This is a genomic window from Micromonospora sp. NBC_00821 (assembly GCF_036347035.1).
Lineage (GTDB): Bacteria > Actinomycetota > Actinomycetes > Mycobacteriales > Micromonosporaceae > Micromonospora > Micromonospora hortensis.
This window is the reverse complement of the sequence record NZ_CP108880.1, coordinates 1,775,995-1,796,905: the sequence shown is the minus strand read 5'-3', so window position 1 is coordinate 1,796,905 and position 20,911 is coordinate 1,775,995. Positions and strand designations below refer to the sequence as shown.

General features: G+C 71.3%; 19 protein-coding genes and 1 riboswitch. Of the genes, 4 read left to right on the top strand and 15 right to left on the bottom strand.

Annotated elements, in window-relative coordinates; translation table 11 throughout:
• Window positions 1-41: 41 nt before the first annotated feature.
• From pspM to OHB44_RS08345, 7 genes are all read right to left on the bottom strand, one after another.
• A complete protein-coding gene (gene pspM, locus OHB44_RS08375) occupies window positions 42-827 on the bottom strand; it encodes a phage shock envelope stress response protein PspM (protein WP_238686803.1) in 786 nt (261 codons plus the stop codon).
• A gap of 24 nt (window positions 828-851) precedes the next feature.
• Window positions 852-1,724: a PspA/IM30 family protein gene (locus tag OHB44_RS08370; protein WP_238686804.1), complete on the bottom strand. Its 873-nt coding sequence runs from the start codon at window positions 1,722-1,724 to the stop codon at window positions 852-854.
• A 198-nt stretch (window positions 1,725-1,922) separates the two neighbouring features.
• Window positions 1,923-2,357: a helix-turn-helix domain-containing protein gene (locus tag OHB44_RS08365; RefSeq protein WP_238686805.1), complete on the bottom strand. Its 435-nt coding sequence runs from the start codon at window positions 2,355-2,357 to the stop codon at window positions 1,923-1,925.
• A 220-nt stretch (window positions 2,358-2,577) separates the two neighbouring features.
• Window positions 2,578-3,087: a CinA family protein gene (locus tag OHB44_RS08360; protein WP_238681857.1), complete on the bottom strand. Its 510-nt coding sequence runs from the start codon at window positions 3,085-3,087 to the stop codon at window positions 2,578-2,580.
• Window positions 3,088-3,323: 236 nt separating this feature from the next.
• Window positions 3,324-3,914, bottom strand: coding sequence for a CDP-diacylglycerol--glycerol-3-phosphate 3-phosphatidyltransferase (gene pgsA, locus OHB44_RS08355; RefSeq protein ID WP_030336827.1), 591 nt, complete (start codon window positions 3,912-3,914; stop codon window positions 3,324-3,326).
• 77 nt (window positions 3,915-3,991) lie between these two features.
• On the bottom strand, window positions 3,992-5,500 hold the full coding sequence (rimO, locus tag OHB44_RS08350; RefSeq protein WP_330440211.1) for a 30S ribosomal protein S12 methylthiotransferase RimO: 1,509 nt from the start codon (window positions 5,498-5,500) through the stop codon (window positions 3,992-3,994).
• A gap of 80 nt (window positions 5,501-5,580) precedes the next feature.
• The gene (locus OHB44_RS08345) at window positions 5,581-6,504 is read right to left on the bottom strand and encodes an ornithine cyclodeaminase family protein (RefSeq protein ID WP_238686808.1); all 924 of its coding nucleotides are present in this window, start codon (window positions 6,502-6,504) and stop codon (window positions 5,581-5,583) included.
• A gap of 92 nt (window positions 6,505-6,596) precedes the next feature.
• Window positions 6,597-6,667: riboswitch (guanidine-III (ykkC-III) riboswitch) on the top strand.
• A 60-nt stretch (window positions 6,668-6,727) separates the two neighbouring features.
• On the opposite strand from OHB44_RS08345, the gene OHB44_RS08340 reads away from it, so the two are divergent.
• Window positions 6,728-7,042: a DMT family transporter gene (locus tag OHB44_RS08340; protein WP_330440210.1), complete on the top strand. Its 315-nt coding sequence runs from the start codon at window positions 6,728-6,730 to the stop codon at window positions 7,040-7,042.
• An 87-nt stretch (window positions 7,043-7,129) separates the two neighbouring features.
• Here OHB44_RS08340 and OHB44_RS33450 read toward each other — a convergent pair whose 3' ends face one another.
• Genes OHB44_RS33450 through lanL form a run of 4 tightly spaced genes read right to left on the bottom strand, consistent with a single transcriptional unit; the run spans window position 7,130 to window position 10,304 of the window.
• The gene (locus tag OHB44_RS33450; protein WP_353962154.1) at window positions 7,130-7,264 is read right to left on the bottom strand and encodes an ALQxL family class IV lanthipeptide; all 135 of its coding nucleotides are present in this window, start codon (window positions 7,262-7,264) and stop codon (window positions 7,130-7,132) included.
• Window positions 7,265-7,274: 10 nt separating this feature from the next.
• Complete coding sequence (locus OHB44_RS08335) at window positions 7,275-7,427, bottom strand: hypothetical protein (protein WP_238686810.1); 153 nt, start codon at window positions 7,425-7,427, stop codon at window positions 7,275-7,277.
• 10 nt (window positions 7,428-7,437) lie between these two features.
• Complete coding sequence (locus OHB44_RS08330; RefSeq protein ID WP_238686811.1) at window positions 7,438-7,629, bottom strand: hypothetical protein; 192 nt, start codon at window positions 7,627-7,629, stop codon at window positions 7,438-7,440.
• Window positions 7,626-10,304, bottom strand: coding sequence for a class IV lanthionine synthetase LanL (lanL, locus tag OHB44_RS08325; RefSeq protein ID WP_330441200.1), 2,679 nt, complete (start codon window positions 10,302-10,304; stop codon window positions 7,626-7,628). Before lanL ends, OHB44_RS08330 begins: the two co-directional genes overlap by 4 nt.
• A 248-nt stretch (window positions 10,305-10,552) precedes the next feature.
• Here lanL and OHB44_RS08320 point away from each other — a divergent pair, with 248 nt between their 5' ends.
• Window positions 10,553-11,545, top strand: coding sequence for a helix-turn-helix transcriptional regulator (locus tag OHB44_RS08320; RefSeq protein WP_330440209.1), 993 nt, complete (start codon window positions 10,553-10,555; stop codon window positions 11,543-11,545).
• 44 nt (window positions 11,546-11,589) lie between these two features.
• Here the strand turns inward: OHB44_RS08320 and OHB44_RS08315 are convergent, their stop codons facing one another.
• Window positions 11,590-13,383: an ABC transporter ATP-binding protein gene (locus tag OHB44_RS08315; protein WP_238686813.1), complete on the bottom strand. Its 1,794-nt coding sequence runs from the start codon at window positions 13,381-13,383 to the stop codon at window positions 11,590-11,592.
• 68 nt (window positions 13,384-13,451) lie between these two features.
• Window positions 13,452-15,914, bottom strand: coding sequence for an FtsK/SpoIIIE family DNA translocase (locus OHB44_RS08310; RefSeq protein ID WP_330440208.1), 2,463 nt, complete (start codon window positions 15,912-15,914; stop codon window positions 13,452-13,454).
• A gap of 113 nt (window positions 15,915-16,027) precedes the next feature.
• On the opposite strand from OHB44_RS08310, the gene OHB44_RS08305 reads away from it, so the two are divergent.
• Together OHB44_RS08305 and OHB44_RS08300 are read left to right on the top strand one after the other, a co-directional pair.
• Window positions 16,028-16,507 (top strand): YbjN domain-containing protein, encoded by a 480-nt coding sequence (locus OHB44_RS08305; RefSeq protein ID WP_091400436.1) that lies wholly within the window; start codon window positions 16,028-16,030, stop codon window positions 16,505-16,507.
• 86 nt (window positions 16,508-16,593) lie between these two features.
• Window positions 16,594-18,177, top strand: coding sequence for a YbjN domain-containing protein (locus OHB44_RS08300; RefSeq protein WP_330441199.1), 1,584 nt, complete (start codon window positions 16,594-16,596; stop codon window positions 18,175-18,177).
• A 64-nt stretch (window positions 18,178-18,241) separates the two neighbouring features.
• Here the strand turns inward: OHB44_RS08300 and OHB44_RS08295 are convergent, their stop codons facing one another.
• Both OHB44_RS08295 and dapA read right to left on the bottom strand, forming a co-directional pair.
• Complete coding sequence (locus tag OHB44_RS08295) at window positions 18,242-19,930, bottom strand: ribonuclease J (protein WP_091400429.1); 1,689 nt, start codon at window positions 19,928-19,930, stop codon at window positions 18,242-18,244.
• A gap of 52 nt (window positions 19,931-19,982) precedes the next feature.
• The gene (gene dapA, locus OHB44_RS08290) at window positions 19,983-20,909 is read right to left on the bottom strand and encodes a 4-hydroxy-tetrahydrodipicolinate synthase (protein WP_330440207.1); all 927 of its coding nucleotides are present in this window, start codon (window positions 20,907-20,909) and stop codon (window positions 19,983-19,985) included.
• Between the last annotated feature and the right edge of the window lie 2 nt (window positions 20,910-20,911).

Below are 20,911 nucleotides of genomic sequence, written 5' to 3'. Positions count from 1 at the left end.
GACGCTCCCGCCGTCGGCGCGGTGTCTCGGCGGGTGCGCCGTCAGCGCGTCGGCGCGCGCAGCGGGGTGCCGACGGCCCGCAGTTCGGCAAGCGCCCCGGCGACCCCGTGCAGCAGGTCGGTCGCCTCGGTGAGCCGGTCGGCGGCCGGGTGGGCGGTCTCCGGTCGGGAGTCCTCGGCCAGGTAGCCGGCGGCGGCGACCACCAGCCGTTCGTACGCCGCCACCCCGCCCTCCAGTTGAGCGGTCAGCGCGGCGTGCGCCTCGGCCAGCGGCGGCCGGGCGTCGACCGGGGCCAGCCGCAGCGCGCGTTCGACGCTGGCCACCCGCGCGGCCAGCTCGCGCAGCGAGCGGTCGGCGGCGGCGGCCTCCAGCACCGCCGGCTCGGCCAGCCCGGTGAGCCGGGGGGCCATCCCGGCCAGGGTGAGCGCCGCCCGGTCCAGTCGGGCCCACTGCTCTCCGGCGCTGGTACCGCGCAGCGCGATCCGGGAGCGGACCCGGCGCACCTCGGCCAGCACGCCGGGGCCGACCGGCAGCCGCTCGACGGCTGCGATCAACCGGGCCCGCGACCGGGCCGCCGCCTCGGCCGGGTCGAGCGCGGGGGGCGCCGGCTGGGCGGCCAGGGCGCGTACGTCGATCCAGCGCCAGGCGGCGAGCGCCACCGCGCTGCCCGCGGCGCCGGCCCAGGCCGCGTCGGGCAGACCAAGGCCGGCGTACGGAGTCAGCACCACCGCAGCGCCGCCGAGCCCACCGGCCAGCACGCTCCACCGTCGGGCCGACCGGCGAAGCCGACCCAGCCTCCGGAAGTACCGTGTCCGCTCGTCTGCCACAGTGACCCCCCTCGATCCGGTCGTTCAGCCGGCGGCGGTCGGGTCGCCGGTGCCGCGCTCGCGAGCCATGCTGGCGCGCAGCTCGTCCAACCGGGCGGCGGCCGTCGGATCGTTGGCCGGGCCGGTCTTCTCGGCCTGCGGCACCGCCGGTCGCTGCGCCGCGCCGCCGAGCTGCTCGCCCGCCATGCTGGAGCGGATCTGCTCCAGCCGGGCGGAGCCAGCCGAGTCGATAGTGGCCTTCTGAATTTCCAACATACGGCCCTCGACGGAGTTGCCGGCCAGTTCGGCGCGACCCATCGCTGTGGCGTACCGCCGCTCGATCCGGTCGCGCACCTCGTCGAGCGACGGGGTGTTGGTGGGCGCGGTCAACGACGACATCGACTCCAGTGAGCGGGCCACCGTCTCCTGCATCTTGGCCTGCTCCAGTTGGCTGAGCAGCTTCGTGCGCTCGGCGAGCTTCTGCTGGAGGATCATCGAGTTGTTCTCGACTGCTCGGCGGGCCTGGGCGGCGGCGCCCAGCGCCTGGTCGTGCAGGGTCTTCAGGTCCTCGGTGGCCTGCTCGGCGGAGACGAGCTGGCTGGCCAGGGTCTGCGCGGACTGCTCGAACCGCACCGCCTCGGCCTCGTCGCCCTTGGCCCGGGCCTGGTCGGAGAGCACCAGGGCCTGCCGCGCGTTGCCCTGCAACCGCTCGACCTCGGTCATCTGCCGAGACAGCTTCATCTCCAGCTGACGCTGGTTGCCGATCACCGCGGCCGCCTGCTGAACCAGCGCCTGGTGCTGCCGCTGGGCATCCTCGATGGCCTGCTGGATCTGCACCTTGGGGTCGGCGTGCTCGTCGATCTTCGCACCGAAGAGCGCCATCAGGTAGTTCCAACCCTTGACGAACGGGTTCGCCATCTCCGCGGTATCCCCTCAGTAGCGTCGCTCCACCACGGCCGGGCCGGCTCAACCGACCGACCATGACCGGCCGGTCTCCATCGTCCCAGCCGAACGCCAATGAGGCATCCGTACCGGGCGGTCGACAGCACCGGCGGCTCCTGCGAGCAACCCTACTTGGCCGGGGCCAGCCCGCCCATGGTCAACCGGATCGGCGGCTCAGGCCGCGCAGACCACGTCCCGGTCGCGCTCGTTCGGGCGGACCCGGGTGCTGCGCAGTGTGGCCTTGAGCGGCGAGTCCTGGCGGACCGACACAGCGACCTTGCCGTCGGAGGTCACCTGGCGAACACCCCGGTTGGCGTTCTTGGCTGCGGCGTCGGCCGGCTCGTCCTGCATCGAGACGAGCACCCCCGGCATCTGCTCGGCGAGCGCCACTGTGTCGCTCACCTCAAGAAGCAGCTCGGAGAGGCGGGCGCCGAGGGCGTCGCAGATCGCGGCGAGCAGCTCGCTCGACGGTTCCTTGTGCCCGCGTTCGATCTCGGAGAGGTAGCCGAGGCTGACGTTGGCGGCGGTGGAGACCTCACGCAGCGTGCGCTGCTGGCCCTGCCGGCGCGCTCGCAGTGCGTCACCGATCACCCGGCGTAGCAGGATCATCGCACCTCCCCCTGAGGGATACCTCGCGCCCGCCGCTGGGCGGCCGGCCGCGGCGGACCGCGCCGACCCCGAACGTCGGAGCCTTCCCGCAACCGTACCCGTTGCGGGCCCGGGCGACATCCCGCCCCGCCCGTCGGTTCGCCGGGACGGGCTCACCGGGGCGCGCCGCCGCCCGTGTGGCGTCGGCTTGGGTGGCTCTGACCGCTTCGGCCCCAGGCGTTCATGAGTTCGCGGCGGCCAGCCGCTCGGCGAGCAATCGCAGCGCCTCGACCACCGCGCCCGCGCGGACGTGGTCGCGCCCGCTGCCCAGGTCGAGCTGGCGGACCTCGCCGCCGTTCGGGCCGGCGACCGCGACGTAGACCAGGCCGACCGGTTTCCCGTCCTGCGGCTCCGGGCCGGCGACCCCGGTGGTGGCCAGTCCCCAGTCCGCGCCGCACCGCTGCCGGCCGCCCTCGGCGAGCGCCGCCGCCACCTCCGGGTCCACCGGGCCTCGCTCGGACAGCAGGTCATCCGGTACGCCAGCCAAGGTCGCCTTCAACTCGGTGGCGTAGACAACGAGGCCACCCCGGTAGACCCCGCTGACCCCGGCGATGTTCACTATCGAAGCGGCCAGCGACCCGCCGGTGAGCGATTCGACGGTGGCCAGGGTCTCGTGCCGCTCGGCCAGCCGGTGCACGACCGCGGCCGCCGCGCTGCCCACCTCGGCACCGTCCACCTCGGCGCCATTCACCCCGGCACCACTCGCCCCAGGACCACTCACCCCAGCACCGCCCGCCCCGCCACCGTTCACCGACACCCAACCAGTCCTTCCCCGCCCACCAGTCCCCAACCCAACTCCCTGCCCCTGCCCCACCCCTCGACCCAATCGCGTCGATCATGAAGTTAGCGTCGCGACACGCCGCCCCGACTGGCGATAACCTCATGATCAACGGGGGGAGAGGGCCGGAGGCCGGGGGGAGAGATGGGTCAGCGGGGGCGGCGGAGGCGAAGGGCTTGGGCTATGTAGTCGAAGCCGGTGGCGACCGTGACCAGGACGGCGGCCGCCATGATCCAGGGGCCGACGGCGGCGAGCGCGGCCGGCATCGGCCAGAGGTACCAGGCGATGGCGAGGATCTGAAGCGCGGTCTTGACCTTGCCGCCCCGGCTGGCGGCGATGACGCCGTGCCGGATCACCCAGAACCGCAGCCCGGTGATGCCCAGCTCGCGGACGAGAATCAGCGCCGTCACCCACCAGGGCAGTTGGTCGTACCAGGAGAGCAGCACCAGCGCCGCGCCGGTCAGCGCCTTGTCGGCGATCGGGTCGGCCACCTTGCCCACCGAGGTGACCAGCCCGAAGCGGCGGGCGATCCAGCCGTCCACCAGGTCGGTCGCCGAGGCCACCGCGAAGATCAGGCAGGCCGCCATCCGCCAACCGGCGTGGGTCATCCCCGACATGATCACCGAGGCGGCGAAGACCGGCACCAGCACCAACCGCAGCGCGGTCAACGCGTTGGCCGCGTTGACGACGGGAACCACGGCCACCACCCGGCCCGGCGTCGACTCCGTCGCCCCGGTCACCGCCGCACTCCGCTCGGGCCGCCGTGGCGTTCCCGGCACCGCACCACCTGGGTCCCCCGCTCCGCTCGGGCCCGCCGTCACCGTGCCGCGCCGGGCGCCGCCGAGATCATCTCATCCGGCACGGCGAGCAGGTCCACCCCTTCGGTGCCGGTCACCGTTGCGCGTACCAGATCGCCCGGGCGCAGCGCGGCCAGGTCGACCCCGCCCTCGGCCGGGGCGACCAGGGTGGTGGAACCGTCCACCTCCGGCGCCTGGTGCGCCGCCCGGCCCTCAACGATGCCGTCCTCGATCGAGTCGACGAGCACCTCGACCGTCGAGCCGAGCCGGTCCTCGGCCCGCTGCGAGCAGAGCTCGTCGGCGAGGGCGCTGAGCCGGTCGTATCGGCGCTTGATCGTCGCGGCGGAGACCTTGCCGGGCAGGCCGGCGGCCTCGGTGCCGTCCTCGTCGCTGTAGTCGAACATGCCGATCGCGTCGAGCCGGGCCTCGGTCAGGAACCGGACCAGCTCGTCGACGTCGGCGCGGGTCTCGCCGGGGAAACCGACGATGAAGTTGCTCCGGGCGCCCGCGTCCGGAGCAAGGGCGCGGGCACCGGCCAGCAGCTCCAGGAACCGGTCGGTGGAGCCGAAACGTCGCATCCGGCGCAGCACCGGCTCGCTGGAGTGCTGGAACGACAGGTCGAAGTACGGTGCCACGCCCGGGGTGGTGGCGATCGCCTCGACCAGCCCGGGCCGGGTCTCGGCCGGCTGAAGGTAGCTGGCCCGCACCCGGACGATGCCGGTCACCGCGGCGAGCTGCGGCAGCAGCTTCTCCAGGGCGCGCGGGTCACCCAGGTCCTTGCCGTACGAGGTGGAGTTCTCGCTGACCAGCACCAACTCCCGTACGCCGGTCTTGGCCAGCCACTCCGCCTCGGCGAGCAGCTCGTCCGGGGTACGCGAGACGAACGCCCCCCGGAAGGCCGGGATGGCACAGAACGCGCAGCGGCGGTCGCAGCCGCTGGCCAGCTTCAGCGAGGCCACCGGGCCGGTGTCCAGTCGGCGGCGCAGGATCTGCCGCAGGTGTGCCGGGGTGTGCTCGTCCGTGTCGGTGGTGGTGCGGGTCACGGTGCCGTGCCCAGGCAGCGACACTCCGCTGTCGCGGCGCTGCACCGGGGTCAGCGGCAGCAGCTCGCGACGGTCCCGTGGGGTGTGCGCGGTGATCTGCTCGCCGGCGACGACGGCGTTCAGCCGGGCGGCGATGTCGGGGTAGTCGTCGAAGCTCAGCACCGCCTGGGCCTCGGGGAGGCTGTCGGCCAACTCCCGGCCGTACCGCTCGGCCATGCAGCCCGCGGCGACCACCTTGGCGCCGGTTCCGGCGGCGGCGAGCAGGGTCTGGATCGAGTCCTGCTTGGCCTTCTCCACGAAACCGCAGGTGTTGACGACCACCACGTCGGCGCCTTCGCCGTCGGTGGTCACCTGCCAGCCGTCGGCGTGCAGGCGGGCGGCCAGCTCCTCCGAGTCGACCTCGTTGCGGGCACAGCCCAGGGTCAGCAGGGCGACGCGACGGCCCTCGGCGTGGTCAGCGGGAGAAGGAGAGGTGGCAGACACCATCCGAGGGTACCGGGCCGGCCGGGTAACCCCACGCACGCGGGCTGCGGGGACGGTCGACACGGAGGCGAACGTCATTCCGGTCAGCGCGCCTCGGCGCCAACCCGGGTGAGCGCGTCGAGGAGGAACACCTCGGTGCCGGCCAGGCCGGTGGAGCAGAAGACGGAGATCTGGTCCGCTGTGGTCCGGCCGGGGACCGCGCCGGCCAGGATGCCGCCCAGGTCACGCAACCGCCCGGCGTACGGGGGTGTGGCCGCGAGCATCGGCGGCTGGTAGTCCGCCGCCTGGGCCGGTGAATCGGTGACCAGCAGGTCGGCGGTGTCCAGCAGGTCGGTGCCGAACTCGCTGCGGTCGCGCTGCTTGAAACCGACGGCGTTGACGTGCGTGCCGGGGCTGAGGTCGGCGGCGCGGAGCACCGGGGTCGGGCTGGTGGTCGCCAGCACCACCAGGTCCCGCCCGGCGACGGCCGAGCCCGGATCGGCCACCGCACGGGCCGGCACGCCCAGTTCGGCACGGACCCGGGCGGCGAAGGCCTCCCGGCGAGCGGTGGAGCGGCTGTGCACCACCACCTCGCGCAACGGGCGGACCGCGGCGGCGGCCCAGACCTGGGTCCACGCCTGCCGGCCGGAACCGATCACCCCGAGGCTGGCGGCGTCGGGACGCGCCAGCGCGTCGACAGCGACGCCCCCCAACCCTCCGGTACGACGGGAGCCCAACTCCTCGCCGACCGCGACCGCCCGGATCGCCCCGGTCCGGGCGTCGTGCAGCACCACCAACTGCTCGCCCTGCGGGTGACCGAAGGTGTCGTAGGAGCGGAAGCCGTACCACTCGTCGACCAGTTGCCCGGCGGTCAGCACCATCCGCCCGCCGCTCAGCGGTGCGGCGGCCCGGGGCGGCGCGATCAGGCGTCCCTCGTACGCGGCCAGGAGGGCGGCGCGCATGGCGTCGACCGTGGTGGCGGCGTCCAGCGCGGCGGCGACCTCGGGGTCGGCGTACAGCATGGTCATGGTGGCGATACTGCACGTTGAAGTCAGGTAGAGGTCAACGGACCGTGGTGGTGGTCACCGCCCCGCCACCGGGGTCGGTGCTAGCGTCGGCTCCGGCGGCCGGATCCTCGTGGCCGCTCCGGACGAGTGGTGGGCGTACCCGGTCAGGCCAAGACGCCCCGCGTGACGTGCAGACTCGACTCGTCCCGGCGCGACAGCCCGGGCGCTCCCGGTGAGGTGAACGATGGCCTGGCTCGTACTGGTGATCTCGGGACTGTTGGAGACGGCCTGGGCGATCGCCCTGGACCGCAGCGCCGGTTTCAGCCGGCTGGTCCCGACAGTGGTGTTCGTGGTGACCCTGCTGCTGAGCATGGCCGGGCTGTCGTACGCGCTCCGGGACATCCCCGTCGGCACCGGCTACGCGGTGTGGGTCGGCATCGGCGCGGTCGGCACGGCGCTGGTCGGGATGCTGGCGCTCGGCGAGTCGGCGAGCCTGCCCCGAATCCTCTGCCTGTTGCTGGTGGTGACGGGCGTTATCGGTCTCAAGATCTTCCACTGAGGCGATCGACGACAAGACGTGACACCGGCGTCCTACCAGCACGAACGGGCCGCCGGTCGTCACCGGCGGCCCGTCCCGTTTTCAGCGTCAGGTGCTGTTCGCGCTACAGAGGAACGTGCAGGTGTCGCAGGTGATGAAGGAACCCGCGACGCAGCAGCCCTCGGCCCTGGCATCAGTCATGGACTCTGGCAACTCCTGCAGAGCGTCCACGTCACAACTCACAGCATCACCCCTATCTGGAGATCGTGCAGCCGAAACAGGTCACCACGGACAGCCACGGGTCACAGCAGCCGGCAGCGGCCCGCAGATTCGAGAGAGCGTCCTCGGGCATCCGCTCCATGATTTCGAGTTCAATGGCCTGATCGGGCCACTCGAAACGACTCATGTCGCCTCCCTCAGTTGTCGGTGTTGGTACACGTTCCGCAGGTGACCCACGACAACGCGCAGGTCGCGCCGCTCCACGGCAGGGTGCCGGCGCAGCAACAGCCTTCCGCGAGAATGCCGATGGACGGGTCCGCCTCGGTCAACTCCTGAAGCGCCTGGACGTCGTCCGTGACAATCTCCCTCTCAAGCAGTTCGGTGCTCATTTCTCACCTCCTTTCGCAGTAACGCCGTCGGACAGCAGACCGTCAAGCATCCACATTCGCTGGCCACCATTCTTGAGGCGGTGCAGGAATGCGAGCACCCCGGCGAGTCCGACGTTGTACCCGATACTTACCCCCCGGCCACTTTCACCCGGGACAACCATGCGTCCGCGCTGATATACGTTGCGGACAGCGATACAGGCGGCGGTTTCCTCGGCCCAGTGCCGATAGGTGGGATCGTCGAAGGCCTCGGCCATGTCGAGCAGAAGCTCGCCATTGCTCGCCAAGCCGTGGCACGCAACTGTTGTCATGAACCACTTGTCACGCCGCAGGGCCACACCCGCGCCCTGCACCAGCTCCCGGTAGCGCGGATCACCAGTCGCCTGCCACAACCGGAGGAGGAAGGCGCCGACACCGGCAGACCCGCTACACCACCAGCTGATGGCCGTGTCCACGCCGGCCTTCTGTTTCTCCGCGTCACCACTGGGCCAGAGTGCGGCGCCGCCCTCCCAGACCGCCGCCGAGGCGAGCAGGTCACCACCGGAACGCGCCAGCTCCAGATACCGCTCGTCGTCGAACGCGCGACCGGCCAGGAGAAGGAAGTGGCAGATACCGGCCACGCCGTGTGCGTACCCGTAGTGGGTCAGACCCGCCAGCGCCGAATCGCTCGACTCCGGAACCATCCACTGCACCCCGTCCGGGCCGGTCACGACGGCGTCGGCGAGCCAGTCCGCCGCGGCCTTGGCGCGTTGTTTGAAGTCCGGGTCACCGGTGACGGCCCAGAAGCGCAGTTGGGTCATGCCAACGCCAGCGGTGCCATGGGTGAGGTCGGGATTGGGCCAGCGGACCGGAGCACGCTTGGCGAAGCGGACCGCCTGCGCGGCGAGGTCGTGGTCGTCCAGGGCCAGTGCCGCCTCGTGCAGCCCCCAGACCGCGCCGGAACGCCCAAAGTAGAGCCCGGGCAGGACTCGCCGTTCCTCGGGCAGGCGACGAGCGAGCCAGCGAGCCGCGACACCGAGTCCGGGGCGCAGGTCCGCGTTCGCCGGTGTACCCGCTGCTCGGGCCAGGTAGGCGACGACGCCTCCAGCTCCGGCCTGCACGTTGCACGGGTCGTTCGTCATGCCCTGGACCTCGAGCGGCGGCCACAGGTGCTGCTGGTCCGGGGTCATGACATCGAGGATGTAGTCCGTGCCGTCATCCAGCATCCGGTCGATCCGTTGCGGCGTCACCCGACCCGCCGGCGCCGGCACCGTCACGTCCGCAGGGGTGGGTCGGTTCTCGTCGAGGTGGTCGACCACCCGCGACACCGACCACCGGTCGGCCGGCCGATCGGTCATCAGTCCCACGATCGCCGGGGCGAGGACGCGTACCGCGGCGCTCTGTGGCAGTGCGACAGCGATCATCTCGGCGACCCGGCCGTCCACCGGCCGGCGTGGCGCGTCGTCGGCCTGCATGTACGGCTCCAGGCACGTGGACAGGTAGAGCAACACCGCGCCGAGGCTGTACAGATCGGCAGCGAAGTCGGCAGCCGGACCCCACATGGGCGCGGTCATCACCTCGGGCGCGGCGTACCCGGGCGTGAAGACCCGAGGTGCCTCGTCGCCGGGCGCGGCGAAATACTCGACGTCGATGAGCCGGACCCGGCCGTCCTCCTCGACCATGACGTTGCCCGGTGAGAGGTCACGCAGCACCAGCCCGGAAGCGTGCACGACCCGGACGACCTCGATCAACTGCCGGGCCACCGACAGCACAGCGTCCAACGGCACGAGGCCGTCGTCGTTCCGCCGGGAGTGCTGCTCGACCCACTGGCGCAACGGCTCGCCGAGCACTTCCTCCTGTGCCAGGAAGAGGTGCCCACTCTGTTCGAACGTCGCGAGCTTGCGGGGGGTGAATCCGTGCGGCTCGAAAAGATCCAGCATCCTCGCTTCGTGCTGGAGCCGGCGCTGGGCGTTCTCGCCGCTGGGTCCCCCGCCCACATGCGGCCGGGCCTGCTTGAGGATCACCGTGGTGCCGTCCGCCGCGGTGTCCTCGGCGCGGTAGACGCCGCCCCGGTTCGAGTGCCGAATCGCGGCCCGGACGACGTACCGGTCCGCCAGCCGCACGGGCCCACCTCGCTGCTCGGGCGGCTTCGCCGTGGGCATGTCCGGAAAGGGGGGCGGCGCCCACTCCGGCGGACTGAACCATGCCTCCCGGGCGTCCTGCACCCACGTCCCGTCCGGTGCCACCAGCATCGGGATGTAACTGCCGTCGCTGCTGAGAATGTCGTTGCGCATGAAGCCGCCGTAGCGGTAGTAGACCACCCCTCCCGGGCGGTACGGCCGGTCCGACAGCACCGCTGGGCCAACCAGTCCCTCCGTCGCCTTGTGCAGCGCCTCGGCGAGCCGGCGGAAGTGATTGTCATCCTCCGGGTAGACGGTGATGAACTTTCCGCTACCACCCCGTGGGCAGCGCGGCGAGTTCAGGTCCTCGACGAGTGCCGGGGTCCGGGCGAACTTGAAGGCGGCGTGCTCTGCCAACAACACGACGGCGACTCTTTCCAGGGTTTCCGCCGCTAGTCCGGTCGTGGTCGAGACGTGCAGCTTCCAGCCCTGGGCACGTCGATTGTGCGCCGGAGGATCCACATAGCACCACGGTTCACTCGAATGCAACTGCCACTCTTCGAGCGCGACTTTGTGCATTGCGGCGTGCAGCGCGGCGAGAAACGCATCGTCCACGGGGAATGACTCAACCGAGCGTCTCAAATCCGACAGTTCGTTCATCTCGTCTCCCGTCGGTGTCCACCTGACCTGTGTTCATCGGGTGTTTCGAACGCTACGGGAGGGGGCACGTGTGGATAAGGTTCGATCTGCCAGTGGCAACTTCTCACCGGGTATATCCACCGGCGCGCGAATCGCGGAACAAGTACAACGGGGAACGGGGGCAAGAGATGGGCAAGCTGACGCAAGGGAGCCAAGGGACAAGCGGCGACATACTCCGCAGTCTCGTCCCGGATCAAGTCGTGGAACATTATTCCGACCTGCTCGAGCGGGGCGCGGTACCCGTCGATGAGTACACCGCCGGCAGAGAGGAGGAAGCCGTTCAGGAACTTGTCGACCGCGGGCTCGCCTACCGGCAGACGCACGCCGGCGAGCCGGAGCTGCGAGCGGTGGAACCTGTGATCGCCCTGGAATGCGCGCTACTGCACCTGCAAGATGACCTGGCTCATCAGCATCAGGCCCTCCTCGACGGTCACCATCGCCTGCGCGACCTGCAACAGAACAGCCTCTCGGACACCGGAAGTCACGGTGGCAACCGGGTACTCCGGGTGCTCGCCGAGGACGACGAGATCCTCGACTCCGCGATCGGACTGGGCAACACCGCTGTTCGGGATTCGATGGTGACGGTAAACGACGCCACGGGCGTGATCATGTCCAGCGTTCGCCACCCGGAGGTCGAGGCCGCCCGCCGCCAGGTTCGCAGCCGGATCATCTTCGACGCCAGTTTGGTCGACCGGGCGGAACCCGTGCCGATCGAGTCCACGCAGCCGGACGGCGAGGCTCGGGCGTTGGCGCGAGTGCCCATCGAGCTCAAACTCGTCGACGAAACCGCCGCCATGGTGCCGCTCGTGACCAGCGAACACAAGAGCTTCCTCCTGGTGCGCTCGCAGCCGCTCGCCAGAGCGCTCCGGCACTACTTCGAGTTGCTCTGGCAGTGGGCCCGACCGATCCCCCCGGGCGACAGCCAGATCGGCCCCCTCAGTCAGGCGCAGCGGGACGTTCTTCTGCTGATGTCGTACGGGCACAAGGACCAGGGCATAGCCCGACGCACCGGGATGAGCACCCGCACCGTACGGCGGCACATCGCCACCGTCATGGAGCTTCTGTCAGCTGACACCCGCTTTGCCGCCGGGGTCGAGGCAGAACGGCGCGGATGGATCTAGGTCCTGTTGCGGGGCGGTCCGGACGGGCTTCCGGGCCGCCCCGCTCAGCTCAGCATCAACTGATGCCGGGCGAGCTCACGGTATAGATCGTTACGACCGGTCAGCTCCCGGTGTGAACCGACGTCCACCACTTCGCCCCGGTCGAGCACGACGATCTGGTCGGCGTCCACAACCGTGGAAAGCCGGTGCGCGACGACGATCATCGTCCGATCGGCGGCGGCCCGGTCGATCAGTTCCCGCAGTCGGGCCTCGTTGCGAGCGTCGAGATTGCTGGTCGGCTCGTCCATCAGGAGGATCGGCTGATCGGCGAGCAGACACCGGGCGATCGCCAGACGCTGCCGTTCCCCGCCGGAGAGCAGTACGCCCCGCTCCCCCACCTCGGTGTCCAAACCTTTGGGTGTCCGCGCCAGCACGTGTTCGAGACGCACCTCGGCCAGTGCCCTCAGCAACTGATCCTCGGTGGCCTCCGGAGCCACCAGTCTGAGGTTGTCCCGCAGCGTCCCGGCGAGGACTGGCGCCTCCTGCTCCACGTACCCCAGTTGACCGCGCAGGTCCGCCAGAGGACTGTGGCGCACGTCCCGCCCGGCGACCCGGACGCTGCCCGACTGGACGTCGTAGAACCGCTCGACCAACATGAGCAGCGTCGACTTGCCGGCAGCGGACGGCCCCACCACGGCGGTACGACTGCCGAACGGCACCGAGAAGCTCACCTCGCGCAGCACCGGCGTGCCGTCGTAGCCGAACACAACTCGGTCGAACTCCACGGCGGCACCACTGCCGCTGCCGCTGCGCGTGGGCACGCCCATGCTGTCGGCCCCCCGGGGCTCGGGCAGCCCGCCCGGATTCTCCGGAGGCGTCCGCAGCACCTCCTCAATGCGTTCCAGCGCGGCCAGTCCACTCTGCAACTGCACGTATGCCCGGATCGCCTGGGCCAGCGGCATGAAGACGTAGAACATGAAGAGGACAAACGCCACAAGGGAGCCGACGCTGATGTGCCCGCCCGCGACCCGGCTGCCGCCGACGCCCAGGACGAGCAGGAGAACCGCCTGCATGGCTGTCGAGCTGACCGGGCCCACCAGAGCCTGCCGCGCCGCCAGCCGCACTCCCGCGCGATACGCGTCGTGTGCGTGCCGGCCAATGATCTCGGCCTCCCGGCCCTCGGCCCGGCTGGCGCGGATCGTCCGCACGGCGGCCAGGGCCCGCTCCACCGCCGAGGTCATCTCCCCCAGCCGGGCCTGCGTTGATCGGGACAACTTCCGCAGGGGACGGGCCGTGAGGAGCCCGACGGTGAGCGCGATCGCCAACCCGGCCACTGTCACCCCGAACAGCAACCTGTCGATCAGCACCATCGCGGCCGCCGCTCCGACGACCGTGATCGCCCCGGTCACCAGGTCGAACACCCCTGACGTGATGACCGTTCGCAACAGGTTGGTGTCCGCGCCGAGGCGGGAGAGCAGATCACCGGTACGGCGACTGTCGTACTCGGCGACCGGCAACCGCAGCAGGTGCCCGGCGAGCCGCTTCCGGGTGCTCAGCACCAGCCGTTCGGCGGTGCGCTGAAGAATGAAGTCACGGAAGCCGGTCAACACCGCGGCTCCGACGAGCACCGCCACCAGCAGGGCCACCGGCGTGGACACGTCCGTCCGCTCGGCCAGCCGGTCGAGCACGCTGCGCACCAGCACCGGCTGCGACAACGCCAGAGCCGTGCCCAGCAGGGAGAGCGCCCCGACCGCGATCAGGCTGGTCCGGTGGCCACGCAGGTATGGCCGGAGGCTGGCGAGCCCGACCCGCCCACGGGAGTCCCGGTCCATCTCCGAAGGCTCTGTCGTCGCCGGCATGACCCGAGGCTAACGGCGGACGGAGCGACCTGGTCGTTGGTGAGCCGAGCAGAAGCTGCCAACGGCCGTCAGTCCGCCCCTTCGCCGCGCAGGCCGGCCAGGACCTCGTCCAACTCGTCCGGCTTGACCAGCACGTCGCGCGCCTTCGACCCCTCGGACGGCCCGACCACTCCCCGGGTCTCCATCAGGTCCATCAGGCGGCCCGCCTTGGCGAAACCGACCCGCAGCTTGCGTTGCAGCATCGAGGTCGAGCCGAACTGCGAGGTGACCACCAGCTCCACCGCCTGCACCAACAGGTCCAGGTCGTCGCCGATGTCCTCGTCGACCTTCTTCTTGCTCTCCTGCGCCGGGGCCAGCACGTCCTTGCGGAACTCCGGCTCACGCTGGTCCTTGCAGAACTTCACCACGTCGGCGATCTCGCGCTCGGTGACCCAGGCGCCCTGGATCCGGACCGGCTTGGAGGCGCCCATCGGCAGGAAGAGCCCGTCACCACGACCGAGCAGCTTCTCCGCGCCCGGTTGGTCGAGGATGACCCGGGAGTCCGCGAGGGAGGAGGTGGCGAACGCCAGCCGGGACGGCACGTTCGCCTTGATCAGACCGGTCACCACGTCCACCGAGGGACGCTGGGTGGCCAGCACCAGGTGGATGCCGGCGGCCCGCGCGAGCTGGGTGATCCGGACGACCGAGTCCTCCACGTCGCGCGGCGCGACCATCATCAGGTCGGCCAGCTCGTCCACGATCACCAACAGGTACGGGTACGGACGCATCTCGCGTTCGCTGCCCGGCGGCGCCTTGATCTCGCCGTTGCGGACCTTGCGGTTGAAGTCGTCGATGTGCCGGACCCCGTTGGCGGCGAGGTCGTCGTAGCGCATGTCCATCTCGCGGACCACCCAGTCCAACGAGTCGGCCGCCTTCTTGGCGTTGGTCACGATCGGGGTGACGAGGTGGGGGATGCCCTCGTAGCCGGTCATCTCGACCCGCTTCGGGTCGATCAGCAGCAGCCGCACCTCGTCCGGGGTGGCCCGGGTGAGGATGGACACCAGCAGGGTGTTGAGACAGCTCGACTTGCCCGCGCCGGTGGCGCCGGCGATCAGGATGTGCGGCATCTTGGCCAGGTTGGCCACCACGAAGCCGCCCTCGATGTCCTTGCCGAGCGCCACCACCATCGGGTGGTGATCGCTGGTCGCCGCGCGCGAGCGCAGCACGTCGCCGAGGGCCACGTTCTCCGGGTCGGTGTTCGGGATCTCCACGCCGACGGCGCTCTTGCCCGGAATCGGACTGAGGATCCGAACGTCCGGCGACTTCACCGCGTACGCGATGTTGCGGGACAGTTGGGTGATCCGCTCGACCTTGACGCCGTGCCCCAGCTCCACCTCGTAGCGGGTGACTGTCGGGCCGCGGGTGAAACCGGTGACGGCGGCGTCCACGTCGAACTGGTCGAACACGCCGGTCAGCGCGGCGATCACCTCGTCGTTGGCCTTGCTGCGGGTCTTCGCGGCGGCCCCGGCGCTGAGCATGTTGGCCGGCGGCAGGGTGTAGTCCCCGGACAGCCCGGTCAACGCGAGCTGCTCGGCCCGGGTCGGGGCGGGCGAGTGTTCCGGCGGCTCGACCGACGGCTTGCGGCTCGCCGGCACCTTCGCCGGAGACTTGCGCGGCAGCACCAGTGTCTCCTGGAGGTCCGCGCCGTCCAGGTCCTCGAAGTCGTCCGGGTCCAGTGGCGCGGGCATCCGCTTCGCCGGGCGCTTGCGCGCCGGCTTGGCGGCCACCTCGTCCGCCTCCTCATCCGCCTCCGGTGCGCCGACCAGCCCACCGGCGAGCAGGCCCAGCCGCTCCGGGATCTTGTTGATCGGCGTGGCGGTCACCACGAGCAGGCCGAAGAGCAGCAGCAGGATGAGCAGCGGCACCGCCACCCAGGCGGTGACCGCCCGCTCCAGCAGCCCACCAACGCCCGCGCCGACCAGACCTCCGGCGAAGTCACGCTCCGGCGAGTCGACCGGGTCCTGACCGATCTGGAGCAACGCGGCGGTCGACACCAGCAGCGAACCCCAGCCGATCAACCCACGACCCCGGTGCTCGGGATCGGCCGGCTGACGCATCAGCCGCCACGCCCCGATCATCAGCAGCACCGGTACGACGATCGAGATCGCGCCCAGGAACAGCCGAACCGTGTCGGCCAGTCGCGCGCCGACCGGCCCCGCCCCGGACAGCCAGAGCGACACGGCGCTGAGCAGGGCGAGCCCGAACATGAGCAGCCCGGCACCGTCGCGACGGTGCTCCGGGTCGAGGTCGCGGGCCGAGGCAGCCTGCCGACCAGCGGCGCGCACCGCCCAGCCCATCCCGTGCGCCAGCCCCATCCACAGTGCACCCACCGCACGGCCGACGTAGACCGCCGCGCCGGGCCGGGCCGGCGTGGTGCGACGTCGTACCGGTGCCCGGGTGGTCTTCTTCGCCGGTTGACGGGCACGACTGTTGGTGCCACCGCGCGGCGACGCGCCGCGCCGCCGGCTCGCCTGAGAGGTACGGCCCGCCATAGAGTCACGGTAACGGTGGGGCCGGGCAGATCCCCGCTTTTCCGGGTCGTGTCCGCGCGTCGTAACACGAACCCCACCGCCGGTCGTGATATCCGCCTCAGAAGGGATGCCCCATGGCGTCGCCGGAAATCGAAGGCGATCCGGACGATCCGCTGGCCGGGCACCCTGGCGCGCTGCGTCCGCTGACCGGCGAACTGGTCGCGGCGGTGCTCGCTGCCCGCGGCCGGTCCGTCGGCCCGACCCCGGACGGCGAGCTGGTGGGCAACTTCGACGACAACCTGATCTGGTTCCTCCGCGTCGGCGGGGACGGTGAGCTGCTCCAGATCCGCACCATGGTCGACCCGACCTTCGGCATCGAACGGGTGCCCGACCTGTACGCGTTCTGCAACTCCTGGAACCACGACCGGCTCTGGCCGAAGGCGTTCGTCCACGTCGCCGACGACGGTCGGGCCCGGGTGTACGGAGAGGTGATCACCGACCTGGAACGGGGCGTGACGCCACACCAGCTCGACCAACTGCTCGACTGTGGCATATCCACCGGCTGCCAACTGGCCGTGGCGGTTCGTCGACTGCCCGGCGCGGTGCCGTCGTGACCGGCCGGGACGAGTTCACCGGCAGCCGCACCGGCACGCCACCCACCGGCGCCGGTGACCGCCTCGCGCGGGGCCGCGTACCGGCGTTGGAGACCGCGCTGGCCGAGGCCCGGGACCTCCCCGACGGTCCGGCCCGACAGGTGGCCCTGGAGCGGCTCGCCGAGCGCGCCGACGCGGCCGGCGACGTCCGGTCCGGGATGGACGCGCGGTTCGCGTTGATCGAGGCGTACCTGCTGCACGGGGAGCGGTGGCGTCTGGTCGAGCCGGTCCGGCGCTGCCGGGCCGCCGCCGACCATCGGCCCGACCTGCTCACCGAGACGGAGACCGGGCTGCTGCTGCGCTACCAGCGGTACGCGGTGGAGGCGCTGCTCGGCACCCCCCGGGTCGGGCTGGACCAGACCCGGTCCCTGCTGCACGACCTGGCCCACCGCGTCGGCACGGATGGTCCGGACACACCGACGGTCGCGGAGCTGCACTGCCGGATCGCCGATCATCTCGGCGACGAGCCCACCGCCCGGCACTGGTACGAGCGATGGTCTGGAAAACGGCCGGGCCCGGCCGGCGGCTGCCCGGGCTGCGCCTCGGCCCGCCGTGCCGAGCTGCTGGCCGGCTGGGGCGAGTGGCATGCCGCGGTCAGCGAGCTGGGGGAAACCGACGGCGACCCGCGGTCCTGCACCGACCAGCCCGAACGGGACCTGGTCGCCGGTCTGCTGCCGGCACTGCGCACCGGCGAGCCGGCGCGGGCGGCGACGGCGCACGTACGGGCGTACCGTCGGCACCGGCGGGAGCGCGCGGCGTTCCCGCACCTCGCCGCGCACCTGCGGTTCTGCGCGCTGGGCGGGCACCTGGAGCGCGGGCTGGCCATTCTGGCCGAGCAGCTGCCCCGGTTGGACCGGCCGACGGACGATCTCGCCGCCATGGAGTTCGCCGCCGCCGGGGCACTGGTCTGCGGGCTGGCCGCCGACGCGGGGCTGGGCGGACGGACGATGCCCCGCCCGGCGTACGGCGAGCGGACGGCCACCGAGTTGGACGTCGCCACGCTCGGGGCGTTGCTGCTCGGGGTGGCCAACGAGTTGGCCGGCAGCTTCGACGCGCGCAACGGGACGGGGCACCACTCCGGACGGATGGCCGCCTGGCTGGCCGAGCGTCCGCTCGCGGCGCCGGTTCCGCTGCCCACCGACGACGAACCCGACGAGCCTGACGCCGACTGGTCCGACCTCCAGGCCGACGCCGGCACCGACACCGATCCCGAGCTGGGCGAACGCGAGTTGTCGGCGCTCTCCCTCGGCATGATCACCGGGATCCTGGACGGGCGCGGCGACCGATACCTGGTGGACGAGGGCGAGACAGTGGTCGGCCACTGGGAGGGGACGGTGATCCAGTTCCGGCGGGCCGGTGAGCGCGGCGAGGTGCTGCACGCCCGCGCCATGGCCAACCGTCGGCTGCCGGCGGCCCACCGTGCCGAGGCGTACGCCTTCTGCAACGCGTGGAACCACGACCGGCTGCTGCCCAAGGCGTACGCGCACGACCTCGGCGACGAGTTGGTGCTGGCCGGCGACGTGGCCACCGACCTGGCACACGGGGTCGCCCCGGCGCAGCTACGGGTCCTCATGGACGCCGCCATCGCCACCGGCATCGCGTACGCCGAGGCCGTCGCCGCGCTGCCTTGACCCTCCCGGGTACGGCTGACGCCGGCCCACCCCGTTCGGGTGGACCGGCGTCAGCGGGAGTTGCTCAGACCTCGACGACGGTGGGCACGATCATCGGCCGACGACGGTACTTGTCGTTGACCCACCTTCCCACGGTCCGCCGGACAATCTGCTGAAGCTGGTGCGGGTCGGTGATGCCGTCCGCCGCAGCCCGGTTGAGCGCCTCGGTGACCAGCGGCACCACCGGGTTGAACGCCTCCGGGTCCTCGGAGAAGCCCTTCGCGGAGAGCGTCGGGCCGGCGACCACCTTGCCGGTGACCGAGTCCACGACAACCGTGGTGGCGATGAAACCGCCGTCACCGAGGATCCGCCGTTCGGTGAGCAGCGACTCGCTGACGTCACCGACGGCGAGGCCGTCCACGTAGACGTACCGGCTCTTCACGTGCCCCACCACGCTGGCGCGGCCCTCGACCAGGTCGACCACGTCGCCGTCCTCGCAGAGCACCACCCGGTCGGCGGCGACCCCGGATTCGATGCCGAGCCGGGCGTGGGCCCGCAGGTGACGCCACTCGCCGTGCACGGGCATCAGGTTGCTGGGCCGGACCACGTTGAGCAGGTAGAGCAGTTCCCCGGCGGGGGCGTGCCCGGAGACGTGCACCTTGGCCACGTCCTTGTGCACGACCACCGCGCCGGCCCGCGCGAGCCGGTTGATCACCCGGTAGACCGAGGTCTCGTTGCCCGGCACCAGCGACGAGGCCAGCACGACGGTGTCACCGGGAGCGATGGTGATGTGCCGGTGGTCGCCGCTGGCCATCCGGCCCAGGGCGCTCATCGGCTCACCCTGGGAACCGGTGGACATCAGCACGATCTCGTCCGGCGGCAGCGTGGTCGCCTCGTCGATGCTGATGACCAGGCCGGCCGGGATGTTGAGCAGGCCGAGGTCCCGGGCGATGCCCATGTTGCGGACCATGGACCGGCCGATCAGCGCGACCTTGCGGCCGTGCTCGGCGGCGGAGTCGAAGACCTGCTGCACGCGGTGCACGTGCGAGGCGAACGAGGCCACGATGATCCGACCCTTGGCCTTCGCGAAGATCGAGTCGAGCACCGGGCCGATCTCCCGCTCCGGGGTGACGAAACCGGGGATCTCCGCGTTGGTGGAGTCGGACAGCAGCAGGTCGACGCCTTCGGCGCCGAGCCTGGCGAAACCGGCCAGGTCGGTGATCCGGCCGTCCAGCGGCAGCTGGTCCATCTTGAAGTCGCCGGTGTGCAGCACCAGGCCGGCGGGGGTGCGGATGGCCACCGCGAGGGCGTCCGGGATCGAGTGGTTGACAGCGAAGAACTCACACTCGAACGGGCCGAGCCGCTCGCGGCCGCCCTCCCGCACGGTCAGCGTGTACGGCTGGATCCGCCGCTCGGCCAACTTCGCCTCGACCAGGGCGAGGGTGAACTGTGAGCCGACCAGCGGGATGTCGGGCTTGTGGGCGAGCAGGTACGGCACCGCGCCGATGTGGTCCTCGTGACCGTGCGTCAGCACGATCGCCTGGACGTCGGCCAGCCGGTCCAGGATCGGACCGAAGTCGGGCAGGATCAGATCCACACCCGGCTGCTCGACGTCGGGGAACAACACTCCGCAGTCGACGATCAGCAACTTGCCGTCGTACTCGAAGACGGTCATGTTCCGACCGATGGCGCCGAGCCCGCCGAGCGGGATGATCCGCAGGCCGCCTTCCGGCAGCGGCGGGGGTAGCTCCGCCTCGATGTGCGCCTCGGTCACGCGTCCACCTCATTCTGCGACGCCGTTACTCGACGTCCATCGTGTCGTTCGTTCATTCGGGCAGCTCCAGGCCCGCTGCCGCGAAGTCCGCGCGCAGCTGGGCGATCTCGTCGTCGGTGGCGTCCACGAGCGGGGGTCGCACCGGGCCGGCCGGCAGGCCCAGCGACGCCAGGCCCGCCTTCACCAGGATGGTGCCCTGGGTACGGAAGATGCCGGTGAACAGCGGCAGCAGCCGCCGGTGCAGGGCCAGCGCGGTCGGCATGTCCCCCGCGTCGTACGCCTCGATCATCTGTGCGGTCAGCGCCCCGGTGAAGTGCGTCGAGGTGCCGACCACGCCCACGCACCCGACGGCCAGCGCCGGCAGGGTGAGGGCGTCCTCACCGCTGTAGAAGGCGAGGGTGGTACGGCTGGTGACCCAGCTGGTGGCGGTCAGGTCACCCTTGGCGTCCTTGACCGCGACGATCCGGCCGTGTTCGGCGAGCCGGACCAACGTCTCGGTGTCGATCGGCACGCCGGAGCGGTGCGGAATGTCGTACAGCATCACCGGCAGGCCGGTGGCGTCGGCCACCGCGGTGAAGTGTCGCAGCAACCCGCTCTGCGGCGGCTTGTTGTAGTAGGGGGTGACCACGAGCAGGCCGTGCGCGCCCGCCTTCTCGGCGGCGGCGGCCAGCTCGATGGTGTGCCGGGTGTCGTTGGTGCCGACGCCCGCGACCACCTTGGCGCGGTCACCGACGGCCTCCACCACGGCCCGGATCAGGTGTTCCTTCTCCGCGTCGGTGGTGGTCGGCGACTCGCCGGTGGTGCCGTTGACCACCAACGCGTCGTTGCCCTGCTCGTCGACCAGGTGGCTCGCCAGCCGGGCGGCGCCGTCGAGATCGAGGGAACCGTCGGGGGTGAACGGGCTCACCATGGCTGTGAGCAGCCGGCCGAAGGGGCGGGACGCCGGTCGGGCCGCGGCGTCGAGGTGGTCGTGCGTCATAC

Bases quoted from the DNA above. Each gene is read 5' to 3' on its own strand.
- OHB44_RS08335 (WP_238686810.1), bottom strand. From the start codon at position 7,427: ATGAGTCGTTTCGAGTGGCCCGATCAGGCCATTGAACTCGAAATCATG.
- dapA (WP_330440207.1), bottom strand. From the start codon at position 20,909: ATGACGCACGACCACCTCGACGCCGCGGCCCGACCGGCGTCCCGCCCC.
- OHB44_RS08305 (WP_091400436.1), top strand. From the start codon at position 16,028: ATGGCGTCGCCGGAAATCGAAGGCGATCCGGACGATCCGCTGGCCGGG.
- OHB44_RS08340 (WP_330440210.1), top strand. From the start codon at position 6,728: ATGGCCTGGCTCGTACTGGTGATCTCGGGACTGTTGGAGACGGCCTGG.
- rimO (WP_330440211.1), bottom strand. From the start codon at position 5,500: ATGGTGTCTGCCACCTCTCCTTCTCCCGCTGACCACGCCGAGGGCCGT.
- OHB44_RS08320 (WP_330440209.1), top strand. From the start codon at position 10,553: ATGGGCAAGCTGACGCAAGGGAGCCAAGGGACAAGCGGCGACATACTC.
- OHB44_RS08370 (WP_238686804.1), bottom strand. From the start codon at position 1,724: ATGGCGAACCCGTTCGTCAAGGGTTGGAACTACCTGATGGCGCTCTTC.
- OHB44_RS08330 (WP_238686811.1), bottom strand. From the start codon at position 7,629: ATGAGCACCGAACTGCTTGAGAGGGAGATTGTCACGGACGACGTCCAG.
- OHB44_RS08345 (WP_238686808.1), bottom strand. From the start codon at position 6,504: ATGACCATGCTGTACGCCGACCCCGAGGTCGCCGCCGCGCTGGACGCC.
- OHB44_RS08315 (WP_238686813.1), bottom strand. From the start codon at position 13,383: ATGCCGGCGACGACAGAGCCTTCGGAGATGGACCGGGACTCCCGTGGG.
- OHB44_RS08310 (WP_330440208.1), bottom strand. From the start codon at position 15,914: ATGGCGGGCCGTACCTCTCAGGCGAGCCGGCGGCGCGGCGCGTCGCCG.
- OHB44_RS08365 (WP_238686805.1), bottom strand. From the start codon at position 2,357: ATGATCCTGCTACGCCGGGTGATCGGTGACGCACTGCGAGCGCGCCGG.
- lanL (WP_330441200.1), bottom strand. From the start codon at position 10,304: ATGCACAAAGTCGCGCTCGAAGAGTGGCAGTTGCATTCGAGTGAACCG.